The organism is Flavobacterium sp. 1355 (genome assembly GCF_017833415.1).
GTDB lineage: Bacteria > Bacteroidota > Bacteroidia > Flavobacteriales > Flavobacteriaceae > Flavobacterium.
The window spans coordinates 40,557-58,593 of the sequence record NZ_JAFICC010000002.1; the positions used below are offsets into that span (position 1 = coordinate 40,557).

Annotated in this window: 13 protein-coding genes; 11 read left to right on the plus strand and 2 right to left on the minus strand. The window is 35.1% G+C overall.

What is annotated here, in order from left to right; genetic code table 11:
- Positions 1 to 56: 56 nt before the first annotated feature.
- On the plus strand, positions 57 to 1,016 hold the full coding sequence (locus JOD96_RS02560) for an MBL fold metallo-hydrolase (RefSeq protein WP_209562708.1): 960 nt from the start codon (positions 57 to 59) through the stop codon (positions 1,014 to 1,016).
- A gap of 134 nt (positions 1,017 to 1,150) precedes the next feature.
- Here JOD96_RS02560 and JOD96_RS02565 read toward each other — a convergent pair whose 3' ends face one another.
- Positions 1,151 to 1,690 (minus strand): 3-hydroxyanthranilate 3,4-dioxygenase, encoded by a 540-nt coding sequence (locus JOD96_RS02565; RefSeq protein WP_209562709.1) that lies wholly within the window; start codon positions 1,688 to 1,690, stop codon positions 1,151 to 1,153.
- Between the two features lie 92 nt (positions 1,691 to 1,782).
- Positions 1,783 to 2,871, minus strand: a complete 1,089-nt coding sequence (locus JOD96_RS02570) for an endonuclease/exonuclease/phosphatase family protein (protein ID WP_209562710.1) — start codon at positions 2,869 to 2,871, stop codon at positions 1,783 to 1,785.
- 438 nt (positions 2,872 to 3,309) lie between these two features.
- On the opposite strand from JOD96_RS02570, the gene JOD96_RS02575 reads away from it, so the two are divergent.
- The 10 genes from JOD96_RS02575 (at position 3,310) to JOD96_RS02620 (ending at position 17,691) form a co-directional block, all read left to right on the plus strand.
- Entirely contained in the window at positions 3,310 to 4,209 is a 900-nt protein-coding gene (locus JOD96_RS02575) for an LD-carboxypeptidase (RefSeq protein ID WP_209563016.1), read from the plus strand.
- A 153-nt stretch (positions 4,210 to 4,362) separates the two neighbouring features.
- Positions 4,363 to 4,722 (plus strand): YraN family protein, encoded by a 360-nt coding sequence (locus JOD96_RS02580; protein ID WP_209562711.1) that lies wholly within the window; start codon positions 4,363 to 4,365, stop codon positions 4,720 to 4,722.
- Between the two features lie 121 nt (positions 4,723 to 4,843).
- The gene (locus JOD96_RS02585; protein WP_042564741.1) at positions 4,844 to 5,500 is read left to right on the plus strand and encodes an aspartate kinase; all 657 of its coding nucleotides are present in this window, start codon (positions 4,844 to 4,846) and stop codon (positions 5,498 to 5,500) included.
- 378 nt (positions 5,501 to 5,878) lie between these two features.
- Positions 5,879 to 6,442: an RNA polymerase sigma factor gene (locus JOD96_RS02590; protein WP_209562712.1), complete on the plus strand. Its 564-nt coding sequence runs from the start codon at positions 5,879 to 5,881 to the stop codon at positions 6,440 to 6,442.
- A 304-nt stretch (positions 6,443 to 6,746) separates the two neighbouring features.
- Entirely contained in the window at positions 6,747 to 7,928 is a 1,182-nt protein-coding gene (locus JOD96_RS02595; RefSeq protein ID WP_209562713.1) for a FecR family protein, read from the plus strand.
- A gap of 190 nt (positions 7,929 to 8,118) precedes the next feature.
- Positions 8,119 to 11,331 carry a TonB-dependent receptor gene (locus tag JOD96_RS02600; RefSeq protein ID WP_245188333.1) on the plus strand — a complete coding sequence of 1,071 codons (3,213 nt, stop codon included), beginning with the start codon at positions 8,119 to 8,121 and terminating at the stop codon, positions 11,329 to 11,331.
- A gap of 8 nt (positions 11,332 to 11,339) precedes the next feature.
- Positions 11,340 to 12,854 carry a RagB/SusD family nutrient uptake outer membrane protein gene (locus tag JOD96_RS02605; protein WP_209562715.1) on the plus strand — a complete coding sequence of 505 codons (1,515 nt, stop codon included), beginning with the start codon at positions 11,340 to 11,342 and terminating at the stop codon, positions 12,852 to 12,854.
- A 13-nt stretch (positions 12,855 to 12,867) separates the two neighbouring features.
- Positions 12,868 to 13,980 (plus strand): SusE domain-containing protein, encoded by a 1,113-nt coding sequence (locus JOD96_RS02610; protein WP_209562716.1) that lies wholly within the window; start codon positions 12,868 to 12,870, stop codon positions 13,978 to 13,980.
- A 107-nt stretch (positions 13,981 to 14,087) separates the two neighbouring features.
- A complete protein-coding gene (locus JOD96_RS02615) occupies positions 14,088 to 15,467 on the plus strand; it encodes an alpha-amylase family glycosyl hydrolase (protein ID WP_209562717.1) in 1,380 nt (459 codons plus the stop codon).
- A 46-nt stretch (positions 15,468 to 15,513) separates the two neighbouring features.
- On the plus strand, positions 15,514 to 17,691 hold the full coding sequence (locus JOD96_RS02620) for a glycoside hydrolase family 97 protein (RefSeq protein ID WP_209562718.1): 2,178 nt from the start codon (positions 15,514 to 15,516) through the stop codon (positions 17,689 to 17,691).
- Positions 17,692 to 18,037 lie beyond the last annotated feature (346 nt).

The window sequence follows — 18,037 nt, forward strand, 5'->3', positions numbered from 1 at the left end:
AGGCAATTTATTCCCGTTAATTGCTGTAATTTGCAACATTAAATTTTATTTTTATTATGCGTATTTTCAATAGATTTTTGATTTGTATTATCTTAATTTCAACTGCTGCTTTTTCTCAAAAGGAACAAAAATCATCTTTTCAGGTTGTTCCTTTAGGGATAAAAGGCGGTATTGATGAAAAAAATCTTTCTGCTTATTTACTGGCTCCAGCCAACACAAAAGATTTTATTTGCCTGGATGCCGGTACTATAAACGCCGGAATAGAAAAAGCAATTGAGAATAAGGTTTTTAAAGTTTCTACAAGTGAAGTTTTACGCAAGTACATAAAGGGATATTTGATTTCACATGCTCATTTGGATCATGTTTCAGGATTGATAATAAACTCTCCTGCAGATTCTTCTAAAACTGTCTATGCCACTCAAAAATGCATGGAGATGATGGAGAATCATTATTTTAATGATCAGACATGGGCAAACTTTGGAGATAAAGGCGTTGGGTTTCCATTGAAAAAATATCATTTTCAGACCTTAAATATAGGTGAAGAAGCTCCCATTTCTAATACTAAAATGACAGTAAAAGCATTTCCTTTAAGTCATGTTAACCCTTTTGAAAGTACTGCCTTTTTAATTAAAAATGACGAATCGTACGCATTGTATTTAGGTGATACCGGTCCGGATTCTGTTGAAAAAAGTGATAAATTAAAAACTTTATGGACAGCCGTCGCGCCTTTGGTTCAAAACAAACAGCTAAAAGGTATTTTTATTGAAGTTTCTTTTCCAAATGAGCAGCCCGATCAGTTTTTGTTCGGTCATTTAACTCCGAATTATTTGATGAAAGAACTTCACATTCTGGAAGATTTAGCCGGAAAAGATTCCCTGAAAAACTTTAAAATTATCATTACTCATTTAAAATCACCTGCAAAGAATATTGTCAAAATAAAAGAGCAGTTAAAAAAACAAAATGATTTGGGACTGAAAATTATTTATCCTGAACAAGGGAAACGATTTGAATTATAAAATTGAAATAAAACGCAAACGAACTCACTAGCCCCGATAGAAGTGGAAATCCTTTTGCTTTTTTCTTGAAAAAGCAAAAGATTGGAACGGATAGCGGGAAATAGCTCCTTAAAATTATTATTAAAGTCTTCTAACTACTTCTTCGCAACAAACCTGGGATCCGTTTCCATTACAGTTCCGCATTTATCGCAGGTTCTTAATTCTTCTGAGTTATAGAAATGTTCGAAATGTGGCAAAAAATCTTTCTCTATATTATGCAGTTCAAAAAATACTTCATAAAGTTTATGGTTGCAATTATCACAATGCCAAAGCAAACCGTCTGTGTACCCTTTTCCTGCGCGTTTGCGCTCGATTACCAAACCGATTGAACCTTCTGAACGAACCGGAGAGTGTGGAATTTTTGCAGGATGCAAATACATATCGCCCGCATTTAAAACCATTTCTTTTCGTTCACCATCTTCCTGGATTACAACTTTTATACTGCCTTCTAATTGATAAAAAAGTTCTTCGGTTTCATTATAATGATAATCTTTACGGGCATTTGGCCCTGCTACAATCATAACTATATAATCACCCGAATCTACATACAGGTTTTTGTTTCCTACCGGTGGTTTCAATAATTGACGATTTTCCTCAATCCATTTTGTGAGGTTGAAAGGTTTTGCTATTGCCATTTTTGATCTGCTAAGTTTTAAGAAGCTAAGTTAAGGAAAAGTTTCCAGTCTTTATTGTAGTTTAAACCACAGTTAGTCGTTTTAGTTTCATTTTAAAAAGCCTGTTTAATCAGATAAATATAAACCGGAAAATGATCACTGTACCCTACTTCTGTTAATGTATGCCGCAATGGATAGCCTTTATATTTCCCTGAATCCTGAATAAGGTAAGGTTTATTGAAGATACCAGCTTTCCAGAAATTAAAAGAAAAAAAATCAGGTTTTATTAAAGATCCGGTAACCATGATCTGATCAAAAATATCCCAGGAATCTCTAAATGCCAGTGTGCCCTGCCCTTTATTAAACATTTCTTCAAAAGGATTAAAAATTCCAAACTCCTGAACTTCGATTTTTTTTGCTTTTGCTCCCAAAGCTGTTTTTATACTTTTATTATAAGGTCCATCGTTTAGGTCACCCATTGTAATTACTTTGGCATCAGGATTTATTTGCTGAAGCGAATCAATGATTTTTCTGTTTAGTGCTCCGGCAGCTTCGCGATATTTACTTGAAACTTTTTCTCCTCCGGATCTTGACGGCCAGTGATTGACGATGATATTTAATTCTTCTCCGTCTAAAAATCCTGTGACTAAAAGCTGGTCTCTTGTAAATACCCGATTGTTTTCAATTTTGGGTTCTGCATCATCGTCTGTTTCTTCTTTTTCTTCTTTTGAAACTGTTTTATTTTTATAAATCAGTAATGGAATATTGGAAAATGATATTGGTTTAAAATGGTTTTTTTGATATAATAACGCGACATCTATTCCGCGTTTGTCCGGTGAATCAAAATGTATTATTCCGTAATTATAATTCAGCAACTTTGGCTGTTTGATTAAATCTTCCAGAACTCCTCTGTTCTCGATTTCAGAGCCGCCAATCAAAGTGGGCGCGTTTGTGTTTTCGGGTGTTCCTATTTCAGATAAAACTCTTGCAATATTCTTAAGTTTTTGCTGGTATTTCTCGTTTGTCCAGTTTTGGGCTCCGTCTGTAGTCCACTCATCATCATTTGTTGCCGGATCATTTATTGTATCAAACAAATTTTCGAAATTATAAAAAGCTACTGTATGGATATTATACTTTTTTGGTTGGGCACTTAAAAATGATATAAAGGAAAAAAGGAGGCAAAACGGGGCTTTAAGGCGCATAATATTATTTTTAAAAAGGCCAATATAACAAATTATATTTTGTAAGAAATTTATATTGTAATTTTAATTTATATTTTTGTTTAAGATAATAGTTTCCCGAATATTCATTCGGCTGGCAATCAGAAAACAACAAAAAAAAGCCATTTGAAGTATTCATTTCATAAGGGAAACACTGGAACTTTTTTAACCAAAGTGTATCTTTGCAAATGTACAATCTAAAGAAGATGATAAAGGATTAATACAGTTTTTTGGCTGAATTACAAAAATGATATAGAAAGCTAATTTTAATTCGAAACCTTAAAAATAATTTATAAATTTAAGCAAAAGAAACTCATGAACTTAATAGGATTAGATCATATAAAAAAACATTTTACTGTTTGTAAAATGGTATTTCTTACTTTTGCTTTACAATCATTCAACTGTCAATCACAACAAAACATGATAACACCGCCTTATTTACAAAAAGGAGATACTGTAGCTATTTTGGCAACTGCCAGAAAAAATATAGATGATAATCTAAAACCAACCATAGAATTACTGCACAGTTGGGGACTAGAAGCTGTGGTGGGAAGTACAATTGGTCTTGACGTAAACCAGCTTGCGGGAACTGACGAGCAGCGTGCAGCAGATTTTCAGAAACAACTTGATAATCCGAATATTAAGGCTATTTGGTGTGTGAGAGGCGGATATGGAACTGTCAGAATGATTGACTTACTGGATTTTACAAAATTTAAGCAGCATCCAAAATGGATAATTGGTTTTAGTGATGTTACTGTTCTGCACAATCATTTAAACACAATGGGTTATAAATCTATTCATGGTGTAATGCCGGTAACTATTCCGCGGGCGACTGCTGCTGCCATTATTTCGATGAAAGCAAGTTTGTTTGGCGAACCGTTATCTTATAGTGTCGGACCTGATAAAATGAATAGATTTGGACAGGCAACCGGTGAATTGGTTGGAGGAAATTTGTCTATTTTATACAGTTTGCTTGGATCTCAATCTGCAATAGATTGTAAAGATAAAATTTTGTTTATTGAAGATTTAGATGAATACCTTTATCATATAGACCGTATGATGATGAATCTAAAAAGAAATGGATGTATCGAAAACCTGAAAGGGATTGTTGTTGGAGCAATGACAAAAATGAAAGATAATGAAGTTCCATGGGGGAAAAATGCTGTTGAAATTGTAGATGATGTAACCAAAAAATATAGCATTCCGGTAATTTTTAATTTCCCTGCAGGACATATTCAGGACAACAGGGCTTTGATTATGGGAAGTACGGTTACAATGGATGTAAATGCATACGGAAGTACACTTACTTTTAAAAAATAATATATTCCTGAAAATTTCTTAGTCTAAGGATTTTTAAATACCACATACAGAAATCACACAAAGATACAAAGTCGCAAAGTTTTATTTAATTAATTCTTTGCGACTTTGTGTCTTTGCGCGCATACAACAAACTCATAACTCATAACTTAAAAAGTGGCAGAACATAACGAACTGGGGAAAAAAGGAGAAGAACTTGCCGTAGAGTTTCTTTTAAATGAAGGTTACAAAATTCTGGATAGAAACTGGACTTTTCAGAAGGCAGAAATAGATATTATTGCTCAAAAAGAAAATATTCTGGCGGTGATTGAAGTTAAAACAAGATCGGGTTCTGATTTTGGTTTGCCACAAGATTTTGTCAAGTCAAAAAAAATTCAGTTACTAATAAAAGCAGTAAATGCCTACATAAACGATAGGGAAATAGATTTTGAAATTCGTTTTGACATCATAGCAGTACAGAAAAACGGCGAATCATTTGCAATTGAACATCTTACGGATGCTTTTTATCACTTTTAACATAATTTTTTATTGTTATAATTGTAACAAATTGTTTTTTTATTTATATTTGCAGAGATTTATAACATCGCACTGTTAACTCAAACCAACCAATTACGTTACCAAAAAAAAAGAAAAAATTATGAAAACCGTTTCATCCATTGTAGAAAATTACATTAAAACAAAGCCTTTTTTATTAAATGCCTTATCACTTGGAATTATCAATTTAACATCTCTTTCCCGTAATATCATGACAGAGCTGGAAAGTGAGTTTGGAAAAGAGGTAAAACAAGGTGCAGTTGTAATGTCGCTTAAACGACTCACTGAAGAATTAGATTTTAAACTGAATCATAAAATCAACAAAGTCATTAAGAATATTGGAGAAATTACGGTTCGTTCAGAATTAACAGATTATACTTTTGCAGCTTCAGAAACTGTTCTAAACAAACAGGCTGATCTTATTTCTGATATTAATGTTCTGTCTGATATTTTTTATACCTCATCACGCGGTGTTAATGAAACCAATATTGTGGTGAGCAGCAGTGTTAATCATTTGGTGGAGAAACACTTTATGCGCGAAAAGTTAATTCAGAAATTGGATAATCTGGCTTCTATTACTGTAAAATTACCAAAAGAAAATATTGTTGTTCCGGGAATCTATTACTTCATTTTTCAACGTTTGGCCTGGGAAGGAATTATCATTAATGAGGTAATTTCAACTTCAAACGAGTTCACTATTCTAGTTGGCGAAGACCAGGTTGATGTTGCTTTTAAAGTGATTAAAGATTTGAAAAACTAGGTGTAAACAACACTACAATTACTTACATATTTAATCCTTTTATCTTTTAAAGTCTAAAAAGATAAAAGGATTTTAAGTTTTATAAACTATCCTTTTATCTTTCTATACTATTCACAAATAAGAATATTCTCAAAAGTATATTAAAAGATATATTTTGAAGTTAAAAAAGCGTCAAAAAGACACTTACTTATAAAGAGGGACTTGCAGGGGTTTATTCTTCATTTAATAAAAAAACTAACAAAAATTAAGAAATAAGTTTTTTTACTTATAATTTGCTGAGAATAATATTTTTATATATTTGCTAACCAATCGAACAAATCACACCACACATTTTGATAGTCATAATATAATTAGAATTAAAGGAGACTAATTAAATTAATGTTAGAAGCGAATAACCATAGCGAAAAATTATTGGTCAGTGAACTCAAAAACGGCAACGAAAAAGCATTTCGTAGTCTCTTTGATTTGTACTATCAGGATATCTATGGATACAGTATCAGTATTTTAAAATCAAAAGAAGCAGCAGAAGAAAATGTTCAGGATGTTTTTATGAAGGTTTGGATGAACCGCGAGAACTTAAATCTGGAACAATCTTTTAAATCATATATTTTTACAATTGCCCGAAATCAGGCTTTTAATTTCTTAAACAAAGCGGCTAATGAACTGCTGCTCAAAGAAGAGATTTTTTATGAAAGCCAGAAATCCCATGAATATGGTGATTATTCAATTCGCGAGGCTGATTGTAAGAAGCTCCGCAAAGAGGCGATGAATCTTCTCCCTCCAAAGCGAAAACAAATTTTTAAAATGTCACGAAAGAAAGGCATGAGTTACGAAGAAATTAGTCAGGAACTCGGCATTTCTATAAATACCGTCAGGAACCAAATGAGCAAAGCATTAGAATCGATGCGAGTCTTTTTTCAGGTTCATGATGAAATTATCTAAACCACAAAAACCAAAATTAACCAATTAAATCACTCCTTTCGGAGTGATTTTTTTTTGCTTATCAGCAAGAATCTGCACAATATTCTCATCGTGAGGAACGAAGGATGACAAGCAACTGGATCCAGAAATAAAAAAACAAAAAATAAATAAAAATATTTTTAACTAATAATCTCCATAAAATCAATACTTAACAAGCGTATCATTCTTGTAAAAATGTTAAAATTGAAAAATTTACAACGTTTGAATAGTACTCAATGCCTTTCCAACTGTATTATATAAGAACCGGACCTAAAAACAATTCGTAATGAATTCAAATTCTGAAATAAAAAATCTTTTACAAAAGTTTGTTTTGAACCAATGTACACCTGAGGAAACAAATGAGGTAATTGCGTATTATAAAAAAAATAAACTTACGGAAGATTTCCCTTCGGTAGAAGATATTCAAAACCTTCTGACCGAAATGCCAAAAATGAGTCAGCAAACTGCTGATGACATTTTCTTAAACATTTTACAATCCTCCAAAGAAGAAAACACAACAATTGAAATTTCCTCAGAAAAATCGAATTTCAGAAAGTACATTTCGATTGCGGCTTCAATATTAGTTCTGTTAGGGGTTGGTTTTGTGGCTTACAAACAGAATGTTTTTAATACCCAAACTGAAAACAAATTTGATATTAAAAGCACCGATATTGTTTTGCAGTTAGAGAATGGAAATGTTCAGATTATTTCTGAAGATCATTCTGTTCAGGTAAGAGATTCTAAAGGTAATATTGTTGGAAATCAAAACGGAAACAAATTGGTTTACGAAGCGGATTCTGACACTGAAAAGATATCTTATAACACGCTTAAAATTCCGTACGGGAAAAAATTTGAGCTGCAATTGTCTGATGGTACACTTGTTCATTTGAATGCCGGGACGACCCTAAAATATCCGGTAAGGTTTATTGCGGGAGAAAACAGACAGGTTTTTCTGGACGGAGAAGCTTTTTTTGATGTAGCCAAAGACAAAAAACATCCATTTATCGTAAATGCTGACAATTTGAATGTTCGCGTTTTAGGAACTCATTTTAATGTTTCCAATTATCCTGAAGATGCTTCGACCGATGTTGTCCTTGTTGAAGGTTCGGTCGGAATGTATAATACAGATGAGGATTTTGACATTACTAAAAACACCATCTTAAAGCCTGGCTTTAAGGGTAGTTTTCAGAAATCAAATAATCAGATTTCTACAAAGCCAGTACTTACAGATATTTATACTTCCTGGATAAATGGCGGCTTAACGTTTAGAAATATGACTTTTAAAAACATTATTACAAAATTAGAAAGACGTTATAATGTAACTATCATAAACAAAAACGAAAAACTGGCAAACGAAAAATTCAATGCAAGTTTTAAGGAAGAATCTATAGAAAATGTGATGAGTTATTTTAATGACATTCATGGCATTAACTACACTATAAAAAACAATCAGATACTAATTAAATAACCACAAAAACAATGAAAAAATATGAGAATAGAAAAATACTAAAATAAAAAAATCGGAAAGAGCTGCGAACAATTTCCGATTAACTAAGTGATTGAATATAACGAATTAACTACAATCAATTAACAAAATTATGAAAAAAAAATCAAAGAATGCTGGGTTTTTATACCGAGTGTTCCAAAATGACCTAAAATTGAAACTAACTACTTTACTTATTTTGGTCGCCATGTTTACTATTAGAGGGAATACGTATGCCCAAAAGACAAAAGTAACCCTGGAATTAAACAATTCAACAATCGAAAAGGTTATTGAGACCATTGAACAAAAAACTGATTTCAGGTTTATTTATAAACTGAATGATATTGACTTAGACAGAACGATTTCTATTTCTGTAAAAGACCAGTCCATACTTGTTGTTTTAGACAAACTTTTTAAGGGAACTTCAACCGAATTTAAAATAAGAGATACTCAGATTATCCTGAAAAAACCGGAGCTTAAAACAGAGGCAATCTTATATGAAAAACAAACCGTTTCTGGTATAATTACCGATGAAAATGGTTTGCCTTTGCCTGGGGCTTCTATTATTGAAGAAGGAACAAAAAACGGAATGGTAACGGATTTTGACGGAAAGTACAAGATTACTGTCGAAAGCAGTGCTTCTGTAATCATTGTATCTTTTGTTGGTTATAAAGAAAAAAAAGTAGTTGCCAGCCAAAAGGTTATAAACATTCAACTTATGCCTGAGGCTACCGACTTACAGGAAATTGTGGTTGTTGGTTACGGTTCTACAGTTAAAAAAGATGTGACCGGAGCCGTTTCTTCAATCGCGGCAAAGGACATGAACCAGGGAGCAATTGTAAATCCCTTGCAGTTGATTGCAGGAAAAGCAGCAGGTGTAAATATTACACAGATAGGCAGTGAACCGGGTTCGGGACCAAGTGTTCGTATTAGAGGAATTGGCTCTTTGATTGGCGGAAATGATCCATTGGTGGTAGTAGACGGAATTCAGGGAAATATGGATTTACTAAATCAGGTACCTCCAAGTGAGATAGAAAGTATTGATGTTTTAAAAGATGCTTCTGCAACTGCTGTTTATGGTTCAAGAGGTGCACCTGGTGTAATCATTGTAACTACAAAAAAGAATAAAGCGGGTAAAACCACAATGGAATATATCGGATCAACATCATTAGATTTCATTCCTAAAAAACTGGATATGTTAGATTCTGACCAATGGTGGAAAACTGCTCAGTCCCTTGGTGTACCAGCTTCATCAAATCATGGATCAGATACAGACTGGTACGGTCTTTTGACACAAACCGGAATAACACAAACACATACGCTGGCATTTGGCGGAGGAACGGATAAATTCAACTACAGGGCTTCCTTAACGGCGATTCTGCAGGATGGTGTTGTCATTAACTCAAATAATAAAAAATACATTGGGCGTGTTCAGGCTACACAAATGGCTCTTGATGATAAATTAAAACTAACTTTTAATTTAACTAATGGTATAATTAATGGCAATAACACCATTGGAGATATCGGAACAGCTGCCTATATGTCTAATCTGATTACAAATGCTTATTTAATGAGACCAACAGATCCTGTTTTAAATCCTGATGGAACTTATTTTACAGATCCTAATGTGTTTCAATATCTAAATCCTTATGCGGCGGCTCAAACAGTGACGAATGAAAGACAAGAGGATAATTTATTTGGAAGCCTGAAGGCTGATCTTGATCTGGCTAAAGGATTAACTGCCAGCTGGTTTGGAAGCTGGAGAAAAACGAATGAAATGTTTGGCTATTATCTTCCTGCTGCGTCAACAAATGCCTACGCAATTGATCAGAAAGGATACGCAAACATCAGAAACAGAAAACAAAATGAAAGACTGACGAATGCCAGCCTTAATTACAAAGGGACATTTGGCATTCACAGCATAAACGCACTGGCATTATACGAATGGCAAAATCAAACTTATCAGGGAAATTATGCACAAGTAAAAGGTTTTATCAGTGACAAAACGACTTACAATGCACTTCAGCTTGGTGATTTGTCTAAAGTAGCTCCGGGAGATATAGAGTCTTATAAAAATGACAGAACATTAGTGTCCTTTTTAGGACGTATAAATTATTCTTTGCTTAACCGATATTTATTTACAGGAAGTTACAGACGTGACGGAGCCTCTGTATTTGGAGCAAACAACAAATGGGGTGATTTTCCTTCTGCTTCTGTAGCATGGCAAATCAATAAGGAGTCTTTTATGAACCAGAACCTCTTTAATGAACTGAAATTACGTGTAGGATATGGTGTTACAGGAAATCAGCAAGGTCTTCTTCCACAAAACTCCATTGCATTAATTGGAAACCGCGGATTAACTTATTTTGGAGGGCAGCAAATTACGAATTACGGTGCAAAACAAAATGCTAATCCTGATTTGAAATGGGAAACCAAAAAACAAACCAACATCGGTCTTGACTTTGCACTTTTTGACAACAGATTTAGAGGAACGGTAGATGTATACGATGCAAAAACAGATGATCTATTATTAGATTATACATTATCCCAACAAGGTAATGATTACAATTACATAAAAGCCAATGTTGGAAGTATTTCAAATAAAGGTCTGGAAATTTCTTTGGCGTATGATGTGATCAGAACAGCAAACAGTACACTTACATTAGCCGGTAATGCTTCATTTATGAAAAATGAAGTCCTAAATCTAAACGGAAGTTTTAATGGTCAGGATTTAACAACTGCTTATGTAGGATGGGGAACTGCAAATTCTTATCTGGTAAAAGGAAAACCAGTTGGTGCATTTTATATTCTGCAATCTACAGGCGTAGATGGCAATGGAGCAGAAACCGTTTTGGATCGTGACGGAAGCGGAGGCCCAATCAACCAGAATGCTGATAGCCCGGACCGTTATTATGCAGGTTCAGCTTTGCCAACTTATACATTTGCTTTTAATCCAAGCTACAGATACAAAAACTTTGATGTTTCTATGCTATGGAGGGGTTCAGGAGGGAATAAAATTTACAATGCATTGGGCCAAAGATTGAGTATGCTGGAAAACGTTGGTAAATCTAATGTTCTGGATAGTGCAGTCGACAAAGGAATTGTTACTTCTACATACGGCTCCGATGTATGGCTGGAAGATGGCTCTTTCATTAGATTAGATAATATTACAGCGGGTTATAATTTTCGTTTTACTGATAAGTATATCGATTCTATCCGCCTTTCGCTTACAGGAAATAATTTATGGCTGATTACTGATTATACAGGTATGGACCCGGAATTAAATATAAGTGGTAGTGGTAATCCTGCAGACAATTTTGGTGGTGACAGAGGAATTTATCCCCGTACCAGAAGTGTTGCATTTGGTTTAACTGTAAAATTTAAATAGCTAAAGAAATGAAAATTAAAAATATATTATTGGCAGGAGGTATTTGCTTCTTTGCCCTGGTTAGCTGTACTGACGTAAGTGAAACCGTATACGACCAATACCCTGCAGATGAGTTTTACGCAACTCCCGAAGGGACCAATAGCCTTCTTGCAAGTATTTATGCTCAGATTCCGGGAGAATTTAACCGGGATAATTACAATGGTGTGGGTTATGCAGGAGCAGATAATGGCTGGTATGATATGAATTGCATGTCATCTGACGAGCAGGTTATTCCGCATAGAAATGACGGAAACTGGCAACAAGATTTTGCCCGTTTGCACAAGCACGAATGGTTACCAACCGAAGGCATTATTAACAATACCTGGAACTGGTTATACAGATGTATTTTCAAAGCCAATCTGGCAATAGCATTACTGGAAAAATCAAATGCAGACGCTTCAAAAATTGCCGAAGCAAAAGTATCTCGTGCTTTTTTCTATTATCTTTTAATTGATGATTTTGGAGATGTTCCTTTCTTTACAGACAATAATACTCCTTCAGACCAAATTCCGCAGGCAAGCCGTAAAGAGGTTTATAATTTTGTTGTAAAAGAACTAACAGAAAATGCTGAATTACTCTCGAATACCAAAGGTGGAGAATATTACGGAAGATTCAACAAATGGGCAGCTTATACCATCTTGGCAAAAGTTTATCTTAATGCAGAGGTTTATACAGGTGAAGCAAAATGGACTGAGTGTCTGGCAGCTTGCAATAAAGTAAGCGAAGGCGGATTCTCACTTCACTCCGGAGCTGCAGATGCAGCTAACCCGCTTGGCAGTAAATATTACGAACTCTTTGGAGATGTTTCGCCTCAGGATGAAACTATTTTATCTATTTACGCCACTATCGATGTTTTATCACGTAATGTTTATGCTGTTAGAAGTCTTTATGGTGCTCATGGTATTACAGCACTTGCATATAACGGTTGGAATGGCACCATTGTTCCCAAAGAATTTTACCAAAAATACGCCGATAATGACATTCGCAAAAAACAGTTTTTAGCAGGTCCGCAGCCGGGAGGTGTAAATTATACCTTAGATGTTCAATCTATAGACCTTCCTGGAGCAGATCCGCAAGCTGGGGTTCGTAATGTGAAATTTTATCCGGCAGGTGCAAATACTGGAGGCGGAGCTTCTAATGATTTTCCTATTTACCGATATGCTGATGTAATTTTAATGATGGCAGAGTGCAATGTTCGTTTAGGAAACCCAGGCGCTGCAAAGCCTTTTGTTGATGCTGTCAGACAACGTGCCGGTCTTAATGCTCTGGATGCAAATCCAACACTTGATGACATTTACAACGAAAGAGGTTTTGAATTAAACTGGGAAGGGCATAGAAGACAGGACATGATTCGTTTCAATAAATTTTTATTAGCTAACGAATTCAGACCTGAGTCTCCTGCTTTTAGAAAATTGTTTCCAATTCCGACATCTGCATTAAATGCTAACAAATCGCTAAAACAAAATCCGGGGTACCCTCAATAAAAAACAAACTATCATGAAAAAATATATAAATAAATTATTCATATTAGGGAGCTTGCTTTTTTTGGGTGCTTCCTGCGAAAGTGAATCTGCCCAGGTAACGAATTTAAAAACAGTAAATTTCCCTTCTCAGGTTGTCGCTTCCTCAAATACAATAGTACTAACAGAAGACAATTCAGATGATAACGCTATTCTTCTTTCCTGGCCTAAAGTAACATTCCCTATTGATGCGCCTGTTACTTATGCTCTTCAATTTGATTTAATTGGTGATACGGGTGGTAACAATACCTGGCCAAAAGCCAAAAGAGTTGAAGTTGGTGAAGATGTGTTAAGCAAATCATTAATTGGAAGAGACTTAAACAAAATTGCCACAGACTTAGGTCTTGAACCTGGCATTGCAGGAAAAATAGTGGTTCGTGTAGAAGCAATTATGGACAGAAAAATCTATTCTGATTTTATCACACTGACTATTACACCTTATGAAAAAAGCGTTGTTTTTGGCGAAATTTATATGCCGGGAAGTTATCAGGGCTGGGCTATCGAAACTGCTGCTGCACTGACTGCAATTCAAAAAGGAATCTATCAGGGTTACATGACCGTTCCTGTTGGTGCCGGCCCTGGGTTCAAATTCAATACAGCCAGAAACTGGGCTCAATTCTATGGTGCCGGTGATACTAATTTTGATTTGAAAAACATGAGTGATACCGATTTTTCTCTTCCGGGTTCTGGTTCTTATCAAATAAAAGTAAACTTAAATACCTCAAAATGGAGTTTTGCTCCTTATGCATGGGGAATTGTCGGACCTGCTTCTGCAACTGCAGATCAAACTGCTGGTGACACAAATTATGGATGGAATCATTCTGTACCTATGTCCTACGATCATGAAACCAAAACATGGAAAGTAACTGCCGATTTATTACCCGGAGCTTTAAAATTCAGATTGAATGATAACTGGGATGTAAACTATGGCCCTGCCGATCCATCAACCAATACAATCAATAAAGATAATGGTGGTGCTTATACGATTAATGAAGCCGGAACTTACGAAATAACCTATACCATAAACGAAGTAGATCCTGCAACTACAGGTTATCCTGCAACTGCAACTTGTACAATCGTTAAAAAATAATCTAACATTGTAATATAGCTAGATTAGTTTGAGTGATACCTGCCTTTTTTGAGCGAAAGGCAGGCTATCTTAAACTCTTTGGCTTATTAAAACTTAATTTAACACATATGAAATCAAATATAAATATCATATACACTTTACTACTTGCATTGGCATTTGTTTCGTGTAGTTCGTCGGATAGTGATTCAACTCCGCCTTCTCCATATCAACAATACGGAGCTGCTTTCGACAAAATGCCGAATAAACAGGACGCAATCATTTATCAGGTCAACATTCGTGCTTTTAGTCAGGCTGGAAATTTAAAAGGAGTTCAGGACAGACTTACACAAATTCAGGAACTGGGAGCAAATGTTATTTATCTAATGCCCATTTATCCTGTCGGAAAAATAAAAGCTTCCGGAGAATTGGGTTCTCCGTATGCGGTTCAGGATTACAAAGCCGTAAATCCCGATTTTGGAACTTTACAAGATCTTCAGGTTTTGGTTGAAGAAGCACATAAAAAAAACATGGCTGTAGTTCTGGACTGGGTTGCCAATCATACGGCTTGGGATAATGCATGGATTACCCAGCATCCAGACTGGTATCAAAAAAATGAAAAGGGTGAAATTATTATTCCGCCGGGAACCAATTACAATGATGTAGCACAATTAAATTTCAATAATACTGAAATGAAAGACGCTATGATCGATGCCATGTCGTACTGGGTTTACAATGCAAACATTGATGGTTTCAGATGCGATTATGCCGATTTTGTACCTCAGAATTTCTGGTCAGATGCTATCAATAAATTGAGAAAAATCAAAAAGAACCAAACTATTTTAATGTTAGCAGAGGGCACAAAAGTGAATCACTTTGCTTCTGGTTTTGATTATACTTTTGGATTTAATTTCTTCAGTACTTTAGAGCAGCTTTTCAAAGAAAGCAAACCTGCAACTAGCATTCAAAATTCGAATGCAACAGAATACGCAAACAATTATAATCCTGAAAACAAAGTAGTCAGATATACAAGCAATCATGACGTAAATCTTTCTGAAGGAACCCCACTAGAACTTTTTGGAGGCAAAAAAGGATCAATTGCAACTTTTGTCGTAGCTGCGTATTTAAAATCTGTGCCAATGATATACAACGGACAGGAAATTGGCTGTGCACAAAGACTTAATTATTTTGCAAGAACTCCTATTGACTGGTCTGCTGCAGATAATGAAATGCTTGCTGAATACAAAAAAATCATTGCTTTTAGAAATACTAGTAATGCAATAAAAAAAGGGACTTACACTGGTTACAGTAGTGATGCTGTTAGTGCATTTACAATGGAAAAAGAAAAGGAAAAAGTTCTTGTCCTTTCAAACCTGACAAGTTCTTCTGTAAAGTATCTTGCTTCTCCGGCATTAAAAGGAACATGGAAAGATGCTTTTACCGGGGCTTCAGTAACTGTTGGTGCTGAAGTAATACTACAGCCTTTTGAATATTTAGTATTAAAAAACTAATACCAAAGCAATTTTAAAAAATTAGATTTGCAAAAAACTAAATAACATGAATTTTCAATCCCAAAAAATGTTTCAAATTCGTTTGAGCAAAAAACTAGCGCTTTTGCTTTTTGTGTGTATAAACTCCTTATGGGCTCAGGCACAGGAAATCAATTCGCCGGACAAAAATCTTTCCTTAAAATTTGAATTGAAAGAAGGCGGAATTCCTTCTTACCAATTATCATATAAACAAAAAGCCGTTATAAAACCAAGTTCTTTGGGTTTGGAACTGCAAAATATGCCTTCGTTTTTGGATGGTTTTACCGTTACAAATACAGCACAATCCTCAGTTGATGAAAATTGGAATCCGGTTTTAGGCGAAGAAAAAACGATTCGTAATCATTATAACGAATTGGTTGTCACTTTAGCGCAAGCGAAAAATAACAACAGATATATTAGAATTCGTTTCCGTTTATTCAACGACGGATTAGGATTTAGATACGAATTTCCGAAGCAAAACGACCTAAGCTATTTTGTAATTAAAGAAGAGCGTTCTGAATTTAATCTGGCTGGAAATCATAAAATTTTCTGGATTCCGGGAGATTATGATACCAATGAATATGCGTATACAACATCAAAAATTTCTGAGATTCCTTCTCTGATGAAAAAAGCAACAATTGAAATCAATGCACAATGGCCAATAAAAGAATTGTCTGTTCAAACGCCATCCATGATGAAATCGGATGATGGTTTGTATATCAACATTCACGAAGCCGCTTTGATCAATTATCCTGCTATGTATCTTGAAGTTGATGCTGCAAACAACAAAATGCGCAGTCATTTGGCGCCAGATGCTGTTGGAAACAAAGGTTATATGCAGACAGATGCACAATCGCCATGGAGAACTATTGTTGTAAGTGATAAAGCTACAGACATTTTGGCTTCAAAATTAATTCTGAACCTCAACGATCCTACAAGCTATAAAGATGTTTCATGGATCAAACCGGTAAAATACATCGGGATTTGGTGGGAATATTTCGTTGCCGGAAAAAGTACCTGGGCTTTTGGAAAAGAAAACAATGTAAAATTAACGGATGATTTCACAAAGCTTACACCGAATGGAAAACACGGAGCAACTACAGAACGTGCCAAAGAATATATTGATTTTGCTTCAAAAAATGGTTTCGATGCGATCCTGATCGAAGGATGGAATATTGGCTGGGAAGACTGGATTGGCAACTGGAAAGAAGAAGTTTTTGATTACGTAACCGCTTATCCGGATTTTGATGTAAAAGCAGTTCATGAATATGCGGCTTCTAAAGGAGTTAAAATTATCATGCACCACGAAACTTCCGGATCTGCAACGAATTATGAGCGTCGTCTAGACCGTGCTTTTCAGTTTATGAATGACAATGGTTATGATGCTGTAAAAACAGGTTATGTTGGAAAAATTATTCCGCGTGGCGAACATCATGACGGTCAATGGATGGTAAATCATTACATCAATGTAGCCAAACGTGCTGCCGATTATAAAATTATGATTGACAGTCACGAAGCGGTTCGACCAACTGGTTTGCACCGAACTTTCCCAAACTGGATTGCTCAGGAATCTGCTCGCGGAACGGAATTTGAATCGATGGGTGGGTTAGCGCCGGATCATACCACTATTTTACCTTTTACAAGATTAATGGGCGGACCAATGGATTATACTCCGGGAATCTTTCAAACTGATTTATCTTATTACGGAACCGGAAGTTCACAGCGTGTCAATACGACTTTGGTAAAACAATTGGCGTATTATGTTACTATGTACAGTCCGTTGCAAATGGCGGCAGATATTCCGGGTAATTACGAGCGTTTCCCAGATGCATTTCAGTTCATCAAGGATGTGGCTGTAGATTGGGATAACAGTTATGTTCTCGAAGCTGAACCTGGAGATTACATCACAATCGCGCGTAAAGCCAAAGGGAAAGATTCTTGGTTTGTTGGAGGAATTACAGACGAAAATGCAAGAACTGCTAACATCACATTTGATTATTTGCCTGTCGGAAAAAAATTCATCGCCACGATTTATGCCGATGCCAAAGAAGCAAATTGGGACAAAAACCCACAAAAATATACCGTTACTAAAGTTGTTGTAACCTCAAAAACAATTTTAAGACAGTATTTGGCTCCAGGCGGAGGCGTTGCCATTAGCATCAAAGAAGGAAATACTACAGAATTAAAGGGATTGAAAAAGTTATAAAAGTTTTCGCCACGAATTGCACGAATTTCCTCGAATTAATATTACTTAAAAATATTAGTGATGATTAGTGAAATTCGTGGCAAAAAAACTAAACAAAAGTTACATAAATCATATGTAATTAAAAGCTTTTTGTCACGAAATTTCACGAATTAATACCAATTTTTTAATCTATTTAAGATTAAGAAAACAAACTTAATTCGAGGAAATTCGTGCAATTCGTGGCGAAAAAAAAATAAAAAATTTTACTACTTGAAAACTATTAACCACAAAATGTTTGTCAAATTTAAAACCAATGCGAGTGAGAATGAATTTTAGTTAAAGATGCTGACAAGCATGCAAAAACCGA